A 15,921-nucleotide genomic window follows, 5' to 3' on the forward strand; every position below is an offset into this window, starting at 1 on the left:
GTGATCACTGCAGCACTCTCTATGCGATAAAAGGGACAACAGCCATGATGCATGCCGATTTGATTGATCAAGACGACCTGGCGGGCCACCTGCGGGCACGCGGGTTCGACATTCCGGCCGGTGCCAGCGCCGAGCAGGCGTGTGAGGCCGTAGTACGCGGGCTCACCGAACCGAATGCGCGGGCGCTCAAGGGGATGGTCGAGCAGATGTACGCGGGCAGCGCCACCCTGTTACCGGCCGTGCGGCAGGCGATTGATAAACAGCTGCTGCCAGCCTTGGCGCAATTCAACAAGCGCGCCTGAGCGATTGCTCCGATGCCGGCGTGATCGTCGGCAAGCCGGCCCCTAGAGGGGCCGCGCGATGCCGGCGAACGGGCTGCAGCGCAGCCCTGAACCCTTAGAGCCTTACACTGGCAAACGTTGACTCATTACGCGCCTGGCTCAATGCCGCCATCGGACCACTGTGGGGCGACAGGGTGATGGCCTGTGGAATCGGCATCATCGCCACCTGCTGGGTGGTATTGGAGCCAACACGCTCGTCGCGCGGTGGAATGCCGAAGTATTCGCGGTAGCACTTGGAGAAGTGCGGCGTGGACACGAAGCCGCAGACCGAAGCCACCTCGATGATCGACATCGGCGTCTGCTTGAGCAACTGACGTGCGCGTATCAGCCGCAGCTTGAGGTAATAGCGCGAAGGCGAGCAGTGCAGATACTTCTGGAACAGCCGCTCCAGCTGCCGACGCGACACGGATACGTAGACGGCGAGTTCGTCCAGGTCGATCGGCTCCTCGAGGTTGGCTTCCATCAGGGCGACGATTTCCTGCAGTTTCGGCTGATTGGTGCCCAGCATGTGCTTGAGCGGTACGCGCTGGTGATCCTGCTCGTTACGGATGCGCTCGTAGACGAACATCTCGGAAATGGCCGCCGACAATTCCCGACCATGATCGCGGCTGATCAAGTGCAGCATCATGTCCAACGGCGCGGTGCCGCCAGAGCTGGTGAAGCGGTTGCGGTCGAGCGTGAACAGGCGCGTGCTCATGTTGACCCGTGGGTAGGCCTCTTGCATGGCCGCCAGGCATTCCCAGTGCACGCTGCAATCGAAGCCGTCGAGCAGGCCGGCACAGGCCAGCGCCCAGCTGCCGGTGCACACCGCCCCAAGGCGGCGCGACTGGCGAGCCTGGGCTTGCAGCCAGGTCACGTGCTCACGCGTCACGGTGCGCTGGATACCCACACCGCCACAGACGATGACCGTGTCCATGGGGGGCGCGCTGTGCATGGCGGCATCGGGTGTGATCTGCAAGCCGTCGCTGGCCCAGACCTGGCCGCCATCGACGGTCAGGGTATGCCAGCGGTACAGCTCGCGGCCGGACAGCTGGTTGGCCATGCGCAGGGGCTCGACCGCCGACGCCAGAGAAATGAGGGTGAAGTTGTCCAGGAGAAGAAACCCGATGGACTGGGGGGTTGTGCGGTTCTGGGTTGGGTTCCCGGAGGTGTACGACGTCATCGCGATTTCTCCTCACACAAATGCAGGGCGTGCCTCAGGCGGACACTGATTTCTTGTTATTGCCCCGGGGTCGTCCACGGGGCTTGGTTGTCTATCACTACGCAAACGCCGTGCCTGAAATTGAACAGCTATCCGAAAAAACCTGAAAACGACCTACTCCGTCGTCAAAATCAGGACTTTCCTACAAGTCTGTTACAGCCCTCAAACAGGCGTTCTAGGCGGCATGCGTGTCACCCCTGAGCACTTTGGTGACACGCATTACCCAAGTTGCCCAGAAACGACACTCTTGAGTGTCACCGACAACGCCTGCACCGATCGCGACATCCGACTGACGGTAGGCATCGTCTTGCACGTTTTAAGGTCACGAGGTGGTGCTTTGCACCGTTATGATGAGCGTGGTGCCAGCGCCGATCGCTCGACGATGACACCGCAGGTCGAAGAAGTGCATCAGCACTCGATGGCGCTAACGGCAAGGCCGCCGCGCGAGGTTTCCTTGTACTTGTCGTGCATGTCGGCACCTGTATCACGCATGGTGCGGATCACCTGGTCGAGGGAGATGAAATGCTCGCCATCACCACGCAACGCCATCTGCACAGCGTTGATGGCTTTCACTGCAGCAATTGCATTGCGCTCGATGCAGGGCACCTGCACCAGTCCGCCTACCGGGTCGCACGTCAGGCCCAAATTGTGTTCCAGGGCAATCTCGGCTGCGTTTTCAACCTGGGGCGGGGTAGCGCCCAGTACCTGAGCAAGTCCTGCAGCGGCCATGGCGCAGGCCGAGCCCACCTCACCCTGACAGCCCACCTCGGCCCCTGAGATCGAGGCGTTCTTCTTGCACAGGATGCCCACGGCGGCGGCCGCCAAGAAGAAATCCACCACGCTGGACTCGTCCACCTCGTCACTAAAGCGCATGTAGTAGTGCAGCACCGCCGGAATGATGCCGGCCGCGCCATTGGTAGGCGCGGTGACCATGCGCCCGCCTGCGGCGTTTTCCTCGTTCACGGCCAAGGCGAACAGGTTGACCCACTCCATGGCGCTCATGGTCGAGCCGATCACGTTGGGCTTGCCGATTTCCTGCAGGCTGCGGTGCAGCTTGGCAGCACGACGACGGACATTCAGCCCGCCCGGCAGCGTGCCTTCGTACTTGAGCCCATTGTTGACGCACTCCTGCATGGCATCCCAAAGCGTGTGCAGGCCGGCCCGAATTTCTGCCTCGCTGCGCCAGACCCGTTCATTGGCCATCATCAATTGCGACACACTCAGGTCGTTTTGCTTGCACAGGCGCAACAGCTCGGCCGCGCTGTTGAAATCGTACGGCAGCACGGTCTGGTCGGCGTCCAGCACGCCACTGGCGGCCTGGGCGGCATCGACCACGAAGCCACCGCCGACTGAGTAGTAGGTATCTCGGTGAATTTCGCCCTGCTCGCCTTCTGCCACAAGGGTCATGGCGTTCGGGTGGTAAGGCAGGTTCTCGTCAAGCAGCAGCATGTCACGGGCCCAGATGAAATCGATGGGCAGGCGGTTATCGAGTTTGAGCACTTGGGTTTCGCGCAGGTCGGCGATACGCGGGACAATCTGGGTAGGGTCGATGGCGTCTGGCCATTCGCCCATCAGCCCCATGATGGTGGCGTTGTCGGTTCCATGGCCGATACCGGTAGCCGACAGCGAGCCATACAGGCGCACCTCGATCCGCTTAACCTGGTCCAGCTCGCCGCGCTCGCGCAGCCCCTGGACAAACAGGGCACCGGCTCGCATGGGGCCGACGGTATGCGAGCTGGAAGGCCCGACACCGATCTTGAACAGGTCGAACACGCTGATGGCCATTGTCGAATCACCTCTTGCTGGGCTTGTCTGTACACGCAATGCGCAGGGCGGGGCAGCTGCTAGGCTGGACTGCAGGCCGCCTTCAATGCACGCATCATCGGGCTTTTGCCACCCTGCTCGCCGTCTGCAACCGACGTAGTCTTGTCCAGCCGCGCCGCCTGTTTTGCAGGCTCAGTGCGCCGCTTTCCGGTGCCTTGGTGACGCAAAAAAGCGGCAGGATGGGTAGAAGAATCCATAAGCGACATTGCCCATACTGGATGCGACCCGTTGCGTACTGGATACGACTCCACCAGTAGGCGATTGCCCGGCGCTGGAGGATTATCGAAAGCGACTCGTAAAGCACGGCCACGCAACCTGCCCTCTGCAGGCCTGATCGATCGGACCCTCAGAACGTCCGACGAACCACGCGAACCCGAAGACAAAATCACAGGAGTCCACCCATGAAAGGTTCACCCTCGCTGTTGCTGGTCGCGTTGCTGTCCGCACCGGTACTGGCCCAGGCCGCAGAACCCGAGCAGTGCCAGACGGTGCGGTTTTCGGATGTCGGCTGGACCGACATCACGGTAACCACGGCCACCACCAGCGCTGTGCTCGACGCCCTGGGCTACAAGACGCACACCACCATGATCTCGGTGCCGGTGACCTACAAGTCGCTGGCGGCCGGCAAGGACCTGGACGTGTTTCTCGGCAACTGGATGCCGACCATGGAGAACGACATCAAGCAGTACCGCGACGCCGGTACGGTCGAAACCCTGCGCGCCAACCTGGAAAACGCCAAGTATACGCTCGCAGTACCGCAAGCCCTGTACGACAAGGGTTTGAAGGATTTCAGCGACATTCCCAAGTTCAAGGATGAGCTAGGCGGCAAGATCTACGGGATCGAGCCGGGCAACGATGGCAACCGCACCATCCAGAGCATGATCGACAAGAACGCCTTCGGCCTGAAGGACGCCGGCTTCAAGATTGTCCAGTCCAGCGAGGCCGGCATGCTTTCCCAGGTGGACCGCTCGCAGAAACGTGGCGAGGCCATCGTGTTCCTGGGATGGGAGCCGCACCCGATGAACACCCGGTTCAAGATGCAGTACCTGACCGGTGGCGATGAGTTCTTCGGCCCCGATTTCGGCAAGGCGACGGTGTACACCAATACCCGCAAGGGGTATGCGCAGGAATGCAGCAACGTCGGCCAACTGTTGAAGAACCTGTCGTTCGAGCTCAAGGACGAAAGCACCATGATGGGCTATGTCCTGGACGACAAGATGAAGCCTGACGCCGCTGCGCGCAAATGGCTCAAGGACAATCCCGGCAAGCTGGACACCTGGCTGGCAGGTGTGACCACTGTGGATGGCAAACCTGGCCTGGAGGCGGCCAAGGCCAAGCTGACGCAATAACCGAACTACGCAGTAGCGCTACCTCGGGGCAGGACCGTGCCCGCCCCGGGTTGATTTCAATCTACGCAGGTGGAAGCTCGCTATCATGCTTATCGATCAGAAAATACCCCTGGGCCAGTACATGTCCTCGTTCGTCGAGTGGCTGACCCAGCACGGCGCGAATTATTTCGACGCCATCGCCCAAGGCCTGGAGTTCATGATCCATGGCGTCACCAGTACCCTGACCTGGTTCAACCCGCTCGTGCTCATCGCCCTGTTCGCTGCACTGGCGCACCTGATCCAGCGCAAGTGGGCATTGACCGCCTTCGTCGGATTGTCCTTCCTGCTGATCCTCAACCTGGGCTACTGGCAGGAAACCATGGAAACCCTGGCCCAGGTCAGCTTCGCCACCGTGGTCTGCGTGGCTATCGGCGTGCCGCTGGGTATCGTCGCCGCACACAAGCCGATGTTCTACACCGCCATGCGGCCGGTGCTCGACCTGATGCAGACGGTCCCCACCTTCGTCTACCTGATCCCTACCCTTACCCTGTTCGGCCTGGGCGTGGTGCCTGGGTTGATCTCGACGGTCGTGTTCGCCATCGCCGCCCCCATCCGCCTGACCTACCTGGGCATCTGCGATGTCCCCCAGGAACTGATGGACGCCGGCAAGGCCTTTGGCTGCTCGCGCCGTCAACTGCTCACCCGTATCGAACTGCCCCATGCGATGCCGAGCATCGCCGCAGGCGTCACCCAATGCATCATGCTGTCGCTGTCGATGGTGGTGATCGCCGCCCTGGTGGGCGCCGACGGCCTGGGCAAACCTGTGGTCAACGCACTGAACACCGCCGATATTTCCCTGGGCTTCGAAGCGGGCCTGGCAATCGTGCTGCTGGCGATCATGCTCGACCGTATCTGCAAGCAACCGGAGCTGCCGGCCAGGAGTGAAGCATGAGTATCATTCGATTCGAAGACGTCGACGTCATCTTCTCCAACAAGCCACGCGAAGCGCTGTCGTTGCTGGACCAGGGCAAGACCCGCGAAGAAATTCTCAAGCAGACCGGCCTTGTGGTCGGCGTAGAAAAAGCCAACCTGGACATCCAGAAAGGCGAGATCTGCGTGCTCATGGGCCTTTCCGGTTCGGGCAAGTCCAGCCTGCTGCGCTGTATCAACGGGCTGAACACCGTGAGCCGCGGCAAGCTGTTCGTGGAGCACGAAGGCAAGCACATCGATATCGCCCACTGCACCCCGGCTGAACTGAAGATGATGCGCACCAAGCGTATCGCCATGGTGTTCCAGAAGTTCGCCCTGATGCCTTGGCTCACGGTGCGCGAGAACATCAGCTTCGGCCTGGAAATGCAGGGCCGCCCCGAGAAGGAACGGCGCAAGCTGGTCGACGAAAAACTCGAACTGGTAGGCCTGGCCCAGTGGCGCAACAAGAAGCCCGATGAATTGTCCGGCGGCATGCAACAGCGCGTAGGCCTGGCACGTGCGCTGGCCATGGACGCCGACATCCTGCTGATGGACGAACCGTTCTCGGCCCTGGACCCTTTGATCCGCCAAGGCCTTCAGGACGAATTGCTGACCCTGCAGAGCCAGCTGAACAAGACCATCGTCTTCGTCAGCCACGACCTGGACGAGGCGCTCAAGCTGGGCAGCCGGATCGCGATCATGAAGGACGGACGGATCATCCAGTACAGCAAGCCCGAGGAAATCGTGCTGAACCCGGCCGATGAATACGTGCGCACCTTCGTGGCCCATACCAACCCGCTGAACGTGCTGTGCGGACGCAGCCTGATGCGCTCGCTGGACAACTGCAAGCGCGTCAACGGTTCGGTCTGCCTGGACCCCGGCGGCGACTCGTGGCTGGACCTGGGTGAAGGCAATTCGATCAAGCGTGCGCGGCAAGGCCAGAATGGCCTGGAGATGCAGAACTGGGCGCCTGGGCAGGCAGTGGAAGGCCTGAGCCGCAGGCCAACCCTGGTGCATGCCGACATCGGCATGCGTGAGGCCCTGCAGATTCGCTACCAGACCGGCAACAAGCTGGTGCTGCAGGAAAACGACAAAGTCGTGGGCATTCTGGGAGACACCGAGCTGTATCACGCGCTGCTGGGCAAGAACCACGGTTGATTGCACGAGGGCCGCACTCGCGGCCCTCTTCTTTGAGGAGAGCGGTTCGCGCTGCGGGCTGGCTTGCCTACATCTTCAGAAACGCTTTACAGGCTGCCAATTCATCAGGTTAGAATCGGTTGGCACGCGACCTGCTAGCAAACATCGAATACGCGCTACCACGTCTTCCCTCCTCGTTGTCCCGGAGTACCTGCCTTTGGATGCCAGTACCATCAATAGCCTGTTCCTGATCGGCGCATTGCTGGTAGGGGCAAGCATCCTGGTCAGTTCGCTGTCGTCGCGGCTCGGCATCCCGATTCTGGTCATTATCCTGGCCGTCGGCATGATCGCTGGCGTGGACGGGGGTGGCATCATTTTCAACAACTACCCGACCGCCTACTTGGTGGGCAACCTCGCGCTTGCCGTGATCCTGCTCGACGGTGGTCTGCGCACGCGGGTAGCAAGCTTCCGGGTTGCCTTGTGGCCGGCGCTTTCGCTGGCAACGGTCGGGGTCATGATCACCACGGCGCTGACCGGCATGGTGGCGGCCTGGTTGTTCGACCTGAGCCTGATCCAGGGCTTGCTGATTGGCGCCATCGTGGGCTCCACCGATGCCGCGGCGGTCTTTTCACTGCTGGGCGGTAAAGGCCTGAACGAACGGGTCACCGCCACGCTGGAAATCGAATCGGGTAGCAACGACCCGATGGCGGTGTTCCTCACCGTGACCCTCATCGACATGATCGCCAGCGGCCAGACCGGGCTGCACTGGAGCCTGCTGGGCCACCTGCTGCGCGAGTTCGGCATCGGCGGGCTGCTGGGGCTGGGCGGCGGCTGGGTGATGCTGCAGCTGGTCAACCGCATCAACCTGGCAGGCGGCCTGTACCCGATTCTGGTCGTGGCCGGTGGCCTGGTGGTCTTCTCGCTGACCAACGCCCTGCATGGCAGTGGTTTCCTGGCGGTCTACCTGTGCGGGCTGGTGCTGGGCAACAAGCCGATCCGCAGCCGCCACGGCATTCTGCACATGCTCGACGGCATGGCGTGGCTGGCCCAGATCGGGATGTTCTTGGTGCTGGGCCTGTTGGTGACGCCTCACGATCTGCTGCCTATCGCCCTGCCGGCACTGGGCCTTGCCCTGTGGATGATTCTGGTCGCACGCCCCTTGTCGGTGGTCGCCGCACTGCTCCCCTTCAAGGCGTTCCACGACCGCGAGAAGGCCTTCATTTCCTGGGTGGGCCTGCGCGGCGCCGTGCCCATCATCCTGGCGGTATTCCCGTTGATGGCCGGCCTGCCAGACGCTCAGCTGTTCTTCAACTTGGCGTTCTTCATCGTCCTGGTTTCGCTGCTGGTGCAGGGCACCAGCCTGCCCTGGATGGCCAAACTGCTCAAGGTGACGGTCCCGCCAGACCCGGCGCCCATTTCACGCTCGGCACTGGAAGTGCACATCACCAGCGAATGGGAGATGTTCGTCTATCGCCTGGGTGCCGAAAAGTGGTGCATTGGCGCAGCGCTGAGGGAGCTGAAGATGCCAGAGGGCACGCGCATCGCCGCGCTGTTCCGTGGCGAACAATTGCTACACCCTTCGGGCAGTACGGTGCTGGAAGTGGACGACATGCTGTGCGTGATCGGGCATGAGCACAACCTGCCTGCACTGGGCAAACTCTTCAGCCAGGCACCCCAGCGCGGGCTGGACCTGCGCTTCTTCGGCGACTTCGTGCTCGAAGGCGATGCCGAACTCGGCGCCGTGGCATCGCTCTACGGTCTCAACGTCGACAGCCAGGATGCCCACATGCCGCTGGCGCAGTTCATCCGACAGAAGGTCGGAGGCGCGCCAGTGGTAGGCGACCAGGTCGAATGGCATGGCACGATCTGGACCGTGGCGACCATGGACGGGAACAAGATTCAGAAAGTGGGCGTCAGATTCCCCGAAGGATCGCGACCAGGACCAGGATTGTTCCTCTAAACTTCGTTTCTGCCTGATCCACAAGTAGTCTGCCTATGTCCTTTCGCCTGCACCTTCGCACAGCCCTGCTCGGGCTGTGCCTTTGCCTTCCCCTGGCGGTCGCCGCCGCTGAAGCCCCCACCACCGCCAGCGTCCAGGAAAGCCTCGACAAGATCGCCGAGCGCAAGCTGCCCGAAGCCGATCAGAAGGCCCTGCAGCAAGTGCTCGAGCAGACCCTCGGCCTGCTGGCCAGCAAGGAAGACAACGAACGCAGGCTGGCTGCCCTCAAGCAGCAACTGGCCAGCGCGCCCAAGGAAACCAGCGACAGCCAGAAAGAGCTGGCAAGGCTCAAGCAGAGTTCGGTGCAGTCGGTGGCCCAGCGCTACGCAAACCTAGGCGTGCCGCAGCTCGAGCAGATGCTCAGTGAGCGCACTACCCAGCAAGGCGAGCTGCAAAAAGCGCTGGCCGAAGCCAACAGCCTGATCATCAATTCGCAGACCCGTCCCGAACGGGCCCAGTCCGAGATCAGCAGCAGCCAGGCGCGGGCCCAGCAAATCAACAGCATCCTCAAAAGCGGCAAGGACGCGGGCAAGCCTGTCAGCCCCGACCTGCGCAACCAGCTCAACGCCGAACTGGCCTCGCTCAACGCCCTTACCCAGTTGCGCCGCCAGGAGCTGGCTGGAAACAGTGTGCTGCAGGACCTGGGCAATGCCCGCCACGACCTGCTGATCGAGCGCACAGCACGCCTGGAACAGGAAATCCAGGACCTGCAGACTCTGATCAATGACAAACGCCTGGCCCAGTCCCAGGAAACCGTCACGCAGCAGTCGATCGAAGCCCAGAAAGCCGGCGGCAGCAGCCTGCTGGCCACCGAAAGCGCAGCCAACCTCAAGCTGTCCGACTACCTGCTCAGAAGCACCGACCGGCTCAACGAACTGACCCAGCAGAATCTGCGGACCAAGCAGCAGCTCGACACCTTGACCCAGGCCGACCAGGCGCTGGACGAGCAGATCAGCGTGCTCAAGGGCAGCCTGCTGCTGTCCAAGATCCTCTACAAACAGAAACAGACCCTGCCGCATCTCAAGCTCGACCGTGACTTGGCTGACCAGATCGCCGACACACGCCTGTACCAGTTCGAGGTCAATCAGCAGCGCGAGCAGATGAGCAGCCCGGTCAGCTATGTGGACAAACTGCTGGCAGCCCAGCCCCCCGAAACTGTCACCCCTCAGCTGCGCAAGGCATTGCTGGAAGTGGCCATCACCCGCAGCGACTTGCTCGAACGCCTGAACCGGGAGCTGTCGGCGCTGCTCAACGAATCCATTACCTTGCAGCTTAACCAGAAGCAGCTGCTGGGCACTGCCCAGAGTCTGCGTACCACGCTGGACGAGCAGATGTTCTGGATACCCAGCAACAAGCCATTGGACTGGGACTGGCTGGCCTATGTGCCGCAACGCCTGGCTGACCAGGTGGCGGACCTGCCGTGGGGCTCGGGCCTCAAGGAGCTGGCTGACGGGTTGAGTCAGCGCCCGTTGCTGTTCCTGCCGCTGTTGCTGGTGATCGGCGCGTTGCTGTGGCGTCGCAAGTACCTGTACCAGCGCCTGGGCAAGGTGCACCAGGACATCGGCCATTTCCGCCGCGACAGCCAGTGGCACACCCCTCAGGCGATCTTGATCAACATCCTGTTGGCGATGCCAGTGAGCCTGGGTCTTGCGCTGTGCAGCTATGCCTTGCAGATCGACGCCCGAGGGCAGAACGCCAACCTTGGCGCGGCGCTGTGGCAACTGGCCCAGGCCTGGCTGGTGTTCTATACGGCCTACCGCATTCTCTCGCCTGGCGGGGTGGCCGAGATTCACTTCCGCTGGTACAAGCCGCAAGTGGAGTTCCTCCGCGGCTGGGTCCGGCGTCTTGGCACCGTGGTGCTGGCACTGGTAGGGGTAGTGGCGGTAGCCGAACACCAGCCCTCGGCGCTGGCCGATGACGTTCTGGGGATTGGCGTGGTGCTGACTTGCTACGCATTGATGGCCTGGTTGCTCAGCCGCCTGTTGCTGAGCAGCCCTGCCCACCGCGACACCTCGCTGTTTCGCAAGGCAGTGGGTGTGGCGTTCACGGCCTTGCCCATCGCCCTGTTCATCGCCGTGTGCTTCGGCTACTACTACACGGCGCTGAAACTCACCGACCGCCTGATCTACACCCTCTACCTGCTGCTGTTCTGGCTGGTGATCGAGGCGGCATTCGTGCGCGGGCTGTCCGTGGCCGCCCGACGCCTGGCCTACCAGCGCGCGCTCAGCAAGCGGGCTGCGGCCAAGGAAGGGCTCGATGGTGAAGTCGTCGTCGAAGAACCGACGCTGGATATCGAACAGGTCAACCAGCAGTCCCTGCGCCTGATCCGCCTGGCCTTGCTCGGCGGTTTCATCGCCGGCCTGTACTGGGTGTGGTCGGACCTGCTCTCGGTGTTCGCCTACCTCAACAACTTCGTGCTGTACGAATACACCAGCGGTACAGGCGCTGCGGCGAGCATGGTCCCCATCAGCCTCGGTGACCTGCTCGGCGCACTGGTGATCGTGGGCATCACCTTCGCCCTGGCCGGCAACTTGCCCGGCCTGCTGGAGGTGCTGGTACTGTCGCGGCTGAACCTGGCCCAGGGCAGCGCCTACGCCACCACCACGCTGCTGTCCTACACCATCGTCGGCGTCGGCATCGTCAGCACCCTCTCCACCCTGGGGGTCAGCTGGGACAAGCTGCAGTGGCTGGTCGCCGCGCTGTCGGTAGGCCTGGGTTTCGGCATGCAGGAAATCTTCGCCAACTTCATTTCGGGCATCATGATCCTGTTCGAACGCCCGGTGCGTATCGGTGACACCATCACCATCGGCAACTTGTCGGGCACGGTGAGCAAGATCCGCATCCGCGCCACCACCATCACCGACTTCGACCGCAAGGACATCATCGTCCCCAACAAGACGTTCATCACCGGGCAACTGATCAACTGGTCGCTCACCGATACCGTCACCCGCGTGACCCTGAAGCTGGGCATCGACTACGGCTCGGACCTGGACCTGGTGCGCGACCTGCTGCTCAAGGGTGCACATGAGAACCCCAGGGTACTCAAGGACCCCGAACCCCTGGTGTACTTCCTGCAATTCGGGGAAAGCTCGCTGGACCACGAACTGCGCATGCATGTCCGTGACCTGGGCGATCGCAACCCCACGCTGGACGAGATCAATCGCTACATCAACCGGGAATTCAAGGCGCACGACATCAAGATCTCCGTACGCCAGGTCGAGGTGTTCCTGATGGACCCCAAAGCCGGCAAACAACAGTTGATACCGATGGACTCGCCAAAATCCGATGGCACTCCCCCGGTGTGATTGGACTCCATAGGGCAGATATGCCTGTTCCACCCGCGAGGGCGTGGTCCTCGCTCACGGCCGGTCCGCCCGCACAGGGCCACGCAGCGGCCTCTTGCCACCCCGACTCAGGAGCAGCCCCGTGAAAGCCCTCGACCAGCTCACCTTCGACAACCGCTTCGCCCGCCTGGGCGACGCATTCTCTACCCAGGTACTGCCCGAGCCCATCGCAGACCCTCGCCTGGTGGTTGCCAGTGCGTCGGCCATGGCGCTGATCGACCTGGACCCGGCCCAGGCCGAGCTGCCGTTGTTCGCCGAGCTGTTCAGCGGCCACAAGCTCTGGGAAGGCGCCGATCCGCGGGCGATGGTGTACTCCGGCCATCAGTTCGGCGGCTACAACCCGCGCCTGGGGGACGGGCGCGGCCTGTTGCTGACCGAGGTGGTCAACGATGCCGGTGAACATTGGGACCTGCACCTCAAGGGCGCCGGCCAGACACCCTACTCACGCATGGGCGATGGCCGTGCCGTGCTGCGTTCCTCGATCCGTGAGTTTCTGGCGAGCGAAGCCTTGCATGCCTTGGGCATACCCAGCAGCCGCGCCCTGTGCGTGATCGGCTCCAGTACCCCGGTGTGGCGCGAAACCCAGGAAAGCGCTGCCATGCTCACCCGCCTTGCCCAGAGCCATATCCGCTTTGGCCATTTCGAGTACTTCTATTACACCCAGCAGCCCGAGCAGCAGCGCGTGCTGATCGACCATGTACTCGATGAGCATTACCCGCAGTGCAAAGACGCCGCACAGCCTTACCTGGCTATGTTCCAGACCATCGTCGAGCGCAATGCCGAGCTGATCGCACGCTGGCAAGCGTACGGCTTCTGTCACGGCGTGATGAACACCGACAACATGTCGATCCTGGGAATCACCTTCGATTTCGGTCCGTTCGCATTCCTCGACGATTTTGATGCCAACTTCATCTGTAACCACTCCGACGACCGCGGCCGCTACAGCTATGCCAATCAGGTACCGATCGCCCATTGGAACCTCAGTGCGCTGGCCCAGGCCTTGACCACGGTGATCGATGTCGAAGCGCTCAAGCAGGCGCTGGCGCTGTTCCTGCCCCTGTACCAGGCCCATTACCTGGACCTGATGCGTCGTCGGCTCGGCCTGACGACGGCCGAGGACGAGGACATGGCCCTGGTCGAGCGCCTGCTGCAACGCATGCAGAGCGGTGGCGTGGACTACAACCTGTTCTTCCGCCGACTGGGCGATCAACCGCTGGCCGACGCGCTGCAATCGGTACGTGACGACTTCGTCGACTTGGCGGGTTTCGACGCCTGGGCGGTGGACTATCAAGCGCGCTGCGAACGTGAACCGAACCATGCTGCCGGGCGGCGTGAGCGCATGCACGCCGTGAACCCGCTGTATGTGCTGCGTAACTATCTGGCGCAGAACGCCATCGAAGCGGCCGAGGCAGGCGACTACACTGAGGTCAGGCGTTTGCATCAGGTGCTCAGCCGCCCGTTCGAGGAACAGACCGGGATGCAGGCCTATGCAGCGCCGCCCCCTGCCTGGGGCAAGCACTTGGAAATCAGTTGCTCGTCCTGAAACCCACTTACTCGAACGGAGATGAAATGACCGATTCGCTGGTTGTCCCTTGCCCTCACTGCAATGGCCTGAACCGCTTACCCGCCGACCGCCTGGGCGATGCGCCCAAGTGTGGCCGCTGCAAGCAGCAGGTCGTGCTGCAGACGCCGTTCGTGCTGACCGGGAACAGCTATGCCAGCCAGGTCAAAGGCGACCTGCCCTTGCTGATCGATGTCTGGGCCGATTGGTGCGGCCCCTGCAAGGCCTTCGCGCCAGTGTTCGAACAGGCGGCCCGCCAATTGAGTGGCCGCTGCCGCCTGGCCAAGCTCGACAGCGAAGCCAACCGCACCTTGGCCGGGCAACTGGGCATTCGCTCGATCCCGAGCCTCATCCTGATGCGCAACGGCCGCGAGGTCGTGCGCCAGGCGGGGGCTCTTCCCCTTCAGGCACTGCTGGAGTGGCTGCGCAGCAAAGGGGTTTGACTTCAGGTACCCCCCAGCAGCGACTCATAGGGGATGCGTAACCCCTCGTGCAGGCGTCTGATCATGGAGAGGCTCAGCCTACGCTTTCCATTCAAGACCTCAGATACCCGGCCACTGGGCCCGATATAGGGCTCCAGGTCTCGCGGGGTGAGGCTTTGTTGCTCCATGCAGAATTTGATGGCTTCCAGAGGGGTAGCCGACTGAATGGGGTAGTACTTGTTTTCGTACACTTCAATCAGGGTTACGAGTACTTCCATTTCATCAGCTTCGGGGGTGCCCGGTTCGGCTTGGAAGATAGCCTCAAGCCGCCGAAAGGCCGCGTGCAGATCCTCATCACTGCGAATAGGCTTAATATTCACACACTGTCTCCACGTCAATTTCGTCATAGCATTCATGGGTGCCGACGAATTTCACCCAGGCGATGCCCGACTTATATTGCATTTCCATGACGAGGCGATATTTATTACCGCCAATGTTGAAAACAATGCGGTTCCTTCCACAGATGCGAGCGTTGCCGAGCTGATCTTTCACATCCTGCGGTGTTAGCCAAGTAGCTTTGATCACTAAGTCATACCAGCTTTCCAATGCAGCCTTGGCATCGCGATTACCGGGCATCTCCCAAAATTTCACTAGACTGCTTTTGGCAATCACCCGCATTTCAAAAAATCTCCCGTTTTGGGAGATTATGATCAACACCAGACTTGCACGGAAGCTGCGCCTACCCCTCCCCACCCAGCAAATCATGCAGCGCCACGAATTGCTGGGTCAGTTTGTGGCGGGGGTCGAGGTGGATCAGGGGCAGGCTGGCGTGGTGCGACTCACGCATCTTCACCGAACTGCCCAGATACACCGGCAGCACCGGCAAGCCTTCGGCCAGTAGCGCGTCCAGCATCTGCTGCGGCAGGCTGGCACGGGGCTGGAACTGGTTCACCACGATGCCCTCGACGATCAGGTGTTCGTTGTGGTCTTCCTTGATGTCCTCGATCTCGGCCAGCAGCCCGTACAGGGCCTGGCGCGAGAAACTGTCGCAGTCGAACGGGATCAGTACACGGTCCGCTGCGATGAGCGCCGAGACGGCGTAGAAGTTGAGGGCCGGCGGGGTGTCGATGTAAATCCGCTCATAGTCTTCACTCAAGTTTTCGAGCAGTTTTCGCAGCTTGTTGATCTTGTGCTTGGCTTCGAGCTTGGGTTGCAGGTCGGCCAGCTCAGAGGTGGCGGTGACCACGTGCAGGTCGTCGAATGGCGTCTGGTAGATTTCGACCTTGTTCTTCTTTGCTCCAGGTCCGCCGGACAGGCTTTGCTTGAAGAAATCGGCGATCCCCATGGGAATGTCTTCGCCCACCAGCCCAGTGAGGTACTGGGTCGAGTTGGCCTGTGCATCCAGGTCGATCAGCAAGGTTCGGTAGCCTTCATGGGCACTTACCGCGGCCAAGTTGCAGGCGATGCTGGACTTGCCCACCCCGCCTTTCTGATTGAACACCACGCGTCGCATGACTGAGCTCCGGATAGGGACGAGGTTCCGAGTATGTGGCGACGCTGTGTTCATGACCAGCGCTGCTACAGCGGCCGCCCACCACCCGTGGCGCCGTAACCGACTGTCGGAAAAATGAAACTATTCAATCGGACCACGCCACATCCGCTTTAAGGCGTTGTCTCTTTGGATCCGAATCCATTGCTACATCACTGCCGCACCGGGATAATGCGCGCCACTCGATGAACGCACCACCCCTGACAGGCAGGCGCCGAGTCGTTCGCTCGGCATGGAAGCCCCTCA

13 protein-coding genes are annotated in these 15,921 nt (G+C 61.8%); 8 read left to right on the forward strand and 5 right to left on the reverse strand.

The features are described from left to right. Positions 1–44 precede the first annotated feature (44 nt). The gene (locus ACF8GB_RS05655) at positions 45–302 is read left to right on the forward strand and encodes a hypothetical protein (RefSeq protein WP_023532364.1); all 258 of its coding nucleotides are present in this window, start codon (positions 45–47) and stop codon (positions 300–302) included. A 94-nt stretch (positions 303–396) separates the two neighbouring features. Here ACF8GB_RS05655 and ACF8GB_RS05660 read toward each other — a convergent pair whose 3' ends face one another. Together ACF8GB_RS05660 and ACF8GB_RS05665 are read right to left on the reverse strand one after the other, a co-directional pair. Further along, complete coding sequence (locus tag ACF8GB_RS05660; RefSeq protein WP_023532694.1) at positions 397–1,503, reverse strand: GlxA family transcriptional regulator; 1,107 nt, start codon at positions 1,501–1,503, stop codon at positions 397–399. 447 nt (positions 1,504–1,950) lie between these two features. Further along, positions 1,951–3,327: an L-serine ammonia-lyase gene (locus tag ACF8GB_RS05665; RefSeq protein WP_392526694.1), complete on the reverse strand. Its 1,377-nt coding sequence runs from the start codon at positions 3,325–3,327 to the stop codon at positions 1,951–1,953. 440 nt (positions 3,328–3,767) lie between these two features. Here ACF8GB_RS05665 and ACF8GB_RS05670 point away from each other — a divergent pair, with 440 nt between their 5' ends. The 7 genes from ACF8GB_RS05670 (at position 3,768) to trxC (ending at position 14,147) form a co-directional block, all read left to right on the forward strand. Further along, on the forward strand, positions 3,768–4,715 hold the full coding sequence (locus ACF8GB_RS05670; protein ID WP_023532510.1) for a choline ABC transporter substrate-binding protein: 948 nt from the start codon (positions 3,768–3,770) through the stop codon (positions 4,713–4,715). A gap of 82 nt (positions 4,716–4,797) precedes the next feature. Continuing rightward, a complete protein-coding gene (gene choW / locus ACF8GB_RS05675) occupies positions 4,798–5,646 on the forward strand; it encodes a choline ABC transporter permease subunit (protein WP_193754990.1) in 849 nt (282 codons plus the stop codon). After that, on the forward strand, positions 5,643–6,821 hold the full coding sequence (gene choV, locus ACF8GB_RS05680; protein WP_023532472.1) for a choline ABC transporter ATP-binding protein: 1,179 nt from the start codon (positions 5,643–5,645) through the stop codon (positions 6,819–6,821). The genes choW and choV overlap by 4 nt, the downstream gene beginning before the upstream one ends. Before the next feature lie 196 nt (positions 6,822–7,017). Continuing rightward, the gene (locus ACF8GB_RS05685; protein ID WP_058602953.1) at positions 7,018–8,760 is read left to right on the forward strand and encodes a potassium/proton antiporter; all 1,743 of its coding nucleotides are present in this window, start codon (positions 7,018–7,020) and stop codon (positions 8,758–8,760) included. A 35-nt stretch (positions 8,761–8,795) separates the two neighbouring features. Further along, a complete protein-coding gene (mscK, locus tag ACF8GB_RS05690; protein ID WP_392526696.1) occupies positions 8,796–12,104 on the forward strand; it encodes a mechanosensitive channel MscK in 3,309 nt (1,102 codons plus the stop codon). 121 nt (positions 12,105–12,225) lie between these two features. Further along, positions 12,226–13,686 carry a protein adenylyltransferase SelO gene (selO, locus tag ACF8GB_RS05695; protein ID WP_058638105.1) on the forward strand — a complete coding sequence of 487 codons (1,461 nt, stop codon included), beginning with the start codon at positions 12,226–12,228 and terminating at the stop codon, positions 13,684–13,686. A gap of 26 nt (positions 13,687–13,712) precedes the next feature. After that, positions 13,713–14,147, forward strand: a complete 435-nt coding sequence (gene trxC / locus ACF8GB_RS05700) for a thioredoxin TrxC (RefSeq protein ID WP_197844109.1) — start codon at positions 13,713–13,715, stop codon at positions 14,145–14,147. A 2-nt stretch (positions 14,148–14,149) separates the two neighbouring features. On the opposite strand, the gene ACF8GB_RS05705 is transcribed toward trxC, so the two are convergent. From ACF8GB_RS05705 to ACF8GB_RS05715, 3 genes are all read right to left on the reverse strand, one after another. After that, positions 14,150–14,506, reverse strand: coding sequence for a type II toxin-antitoxin system HigA family antitoxin (locus tag ACF8GB_RS05705; protein WP_058638107.1), 357 nt, complete (start codon positions 14,504–14,506; stop codon positions 14,150–14,152). Further along, positions 14,496–14,804: a type II toxin-antitoxin system HigB family toxin gene (locus ACF8GB_RS05710; RefSeq protein ID WP_197844108.1), complete on the reverse strand. Its 309-nt coding sequence runs from the start codon at positions 14,802–14,804 to the stop codon at positions 14,496–14,498. Before ACF8GB_RS05710 ends, ACF8GB_RS05705 begins: the two co-directional genes overlap by 11 nt. 61 nt (positions 14,805–14,865) lie before the next feature. Continuing rightward, positions 14,866–15,639, reverse strand: a complete 774-nt coding sequence (locus tag ACF8GB_RS05715) for a ParA family protein (RefSeq protein WP_058638108.1) — start codon at positions 15,637–15,639, stop codon at positions 14,866–14,868. Positions 15,640–15,921 lie beyond the last annotated feature (282 nt).

This window comes from Pseudomonas sp. xss_4 (assembly GCF_043104125.1).
Lineage (GTDB): Bacteria > Pseudomonadota > Gammaproteobacteria > Pseudomonadales > Pseudomonadaceae > Aquipseudomonas > Aquipseudomonas parafulva_B.

Excerpts from the sequence above, each read along its gene's own strand:
- ACF8GB_RS05655 (WP_023532364.1), top strand. The coding sequence starts at position 45 with ATGATGCATGCCGATTTGATTGATCAAGACGACCTGGCGGGCCACCTG.
- ACF8GB_RS05660 (WP_023532694.1), bottom strand. The coding sequence starts at position 1,503 with ATGACGTCGTACACCTCCGGGAACCCAACCCAGAACCGCACAACCCCC.
- ACF8GB_RS05665 (WP_392526694.1), bottom strand. The coding sequence starts at position 3,327 with ATGGCCATCAGCGTGTTCGACCTGTTCAAGATCGGTGTCGGGCCTTCC.
- ACF8GB_RS05670 (WP_023532510.1), top strand. The coding sequence starts at position 3,768 with ATGAAAGGTTCACCCTCGCTGTTGCTGGTCGCGTTGCTGTCCGCACCG.
- choV (WP_023532472.1), top strand. The coding sequence starts at position 5,643 with ATGAGTATCATTCGATTCGAAGACGTCGACGTCATCTTCTCCAACAAG.
- mscK (WP_392526696.1), top strand. The coding sequence starts at position 8,796 with ATGTCCTTTCGCCTGCACCTTCGCACAGCCCTGCTCGGGCTGTGCCTT.
- trxC (WP_197844109.1), top strand. The coding sequence starts at position 13,713 with ATGACCGATTCGCTGGTTGTCCCTTGCCCTCACTGCAATGGCCTGAAC.
- ACF8GB_RS05710 (WP_197844108.1), bottom strand. The coding sequence starts at position 14,804 with ATGCGGGTGATTGCCAAAAGCAGTCTAGTGAAATTTTGGGAGATGCCC.
- ACF8GB_RS05715 (WP_058638108.1), bottom strand. The coding sequence starts at position 15,639 with ATGCGACGCGTGGTGTTCAATCAGAAAGGCGGGGTGGGCAAGTCCAGC.